This is a genomic window from Moorena sp. SIO4A1 (assembly GCF_010672065.1).
GTDB lineage: Bacteria > Cyanobacteriota > Cyanobacteriia > Cyanobacteriales > Coleofasciculaceae > Moorena.
On the sequence record NZ_JAAHHX010000399.1, the window covers coordinates 1 to 1963 of the forward strand.

The 1963-nt window shown below is 39.2% G+C and carries 2 protein-coding genes; one reads left to right on the forward strand and one right to left on the reverse strand.

The genetic code is table 11. The features are described from left to right. The coding region (locus F6K53_RS38700) for a hypothetical protein (RefSeq protein ID WP_293085159.1) at window positions 1-228 on the reverse strand (228 nt) is incomplete at its 3' end. Window positions 229-523: 295 nt separating this feature from the next. Between F6K53_RS38700 and F6K53_RS38705 the strand changes: the two genes are divergently transcribed. Further along, window positions 524-1831: a response regulator gene (locus tag F6K53_RS38705; RefSeq protein ID WP_293085162.1), complete on the forward strand. Its 1308-nt coding sequence runs from the start codon at window positions 524-526 to the stop codon at window positions 1829-1831. The last annotated feature ends 132 nt before the right edge of the window (window positions 1832-1963 follow it).

Consider the following 1963-nt stretch of genomic DNA (forward strand, 5'->3'; position numbering starts at 1 on the left):
TATAAATGATTGGCCGAAGGCCTCCGCTGCGCGAACAGGACTTAAGCAAAAGTAGGTAACAAACTCGCTTATGTCTGAAATTACTCCCAGAAATGACTTGGGCGTGATGACTTGTAAGCTCCGAATCCTGTACCGAGCAAAATATACTCCTGGCTCGTTTCTCGATGTTTGACAATAACTGCCATAAATACCGCCTCCTGTCAGTATTTTCCCTGAGGGTAAGTTCAAGGTAAGTTTATATAATCCTAAACAAGCACCTTTTTCAGTAATAGCTTCAAGTATGCACCAGCACAGATGAATCAGGCTACCCATTTTTTGGTCCGGCTTAGGGTTTGTTAATTTTAATAATTTAACTCATTTATCCAAATCAATTCATAATCACTAAATTTTATATAATTATAACTAAAAAAAAATATTTTAATAAACAAAATTATAATTATACATGGTTAAGGGAGCATAAATTATAGATATTTTTAAATTTATTTATGAGTAAATCAATTTGTGTTGATAGGATCCTGAAGCAGTGACATACGATCAAGACAAAAATCTCATCTTAGTTGTAGATGATACACCCACCAATTTATCAGTTATATCCCAGGCTTTGCACAATGCTGGCTTTACGGTTGCTGTGGAAACAGATGGTGAAAGCGCAATTGAACAAGTTAACTATAATCAACCCGATCTAATTCTATTGGACGTAATGATGCCAGGAATTGATGGATTTGAGACTTGCAAAAGACTAAAGGCCAACCCCTCAAATCGAGACATCCCAGTAATTTTCATGACCGCACTGACTGACACAGTTGATAAGGTCAAAGGTCTTTCCATCGGAGCCGTCGATTACATCACCAAACCGTTTCAACAAGACGAGGTATTGGCTAGAGTAAGGATACATCTACAAATAATAAATTTGACTAGAACCCTTGATGAGCAAAATGCCCGTTTGAAACAAGAAGTTGCGGAACGTGCGGCGGCGGAAACGAGGTTAAGTAAAACTTTCCAACAGCTTAAGGAAGCCCAAGAGCAAATTATTGCCACAGAGAAACTAGCATACCTCGGCACCTTAACTGCAGGGGTTGCCCATGAACTGAGGAATCCTCTCAACTTTGTTAACAATTATGCCGAAGGTTCGATGGAGTTAGCTGAGGAACTCATCGAAGAATTTAAAATACAATTAGAGCATATAGAAACAACAACAGCTAGCTATATCAAAGACACCTTGACAGAACTGCGAGACAATTCTCTCGCTATCAAACGTCATGGTCAAAGAGCCGAGGGCATCATTCAAAGTATGATGCAGCATGCCCGAACTGACAGTACTCAACTCCAACTGACTGACCTCAATACTGTATTAGCCCAAGCTATCCAGTTGGCTTATCACAGTGTTCGTGCCAAGAATCATCACTTCAATGTCACGATTAAAACTGACTATGATGATTCCATTGGTCAACTGGAGTTGGTGTCTAGTGATATTAGTCGTGCCTTCATTAACATTATCGAAAATGCTTGCTATGCCCTCCAGAGCAAGCAGAAGAACATCGGTGAAGAATTTACCCCCATGCTTTGGGTGAAGACATTGCGCTTAAGTGACTCAGTAGAAATCCGGATTGGTGATAATGGTACTGGTATCCCACCTGAAATTAAGGAGAAGATCTTCCATCCTTTCTTTACTACTAAACCTACGGGAGAAGGAACAGGCTTAGGATTATCCTTAACCTATGATATCATCATTGGGCAGCATAGAGGAACACTCAATGTGGACACTGAATTGGGAGCTTATACCGAATTTATAATTTGCCTACCCTTAAGGAATTTAGACAGCCGCAACTGAAACTCCTTTGGTTATCAGACATTTACAAACCAGCAAAAATAATCAAATAACTTTACTACTCTAGACTGTTACTTAGTCAAGGGTTAATGGGAATTATATAGATATATCACCTCCACTATTTTTAGTAGTGTT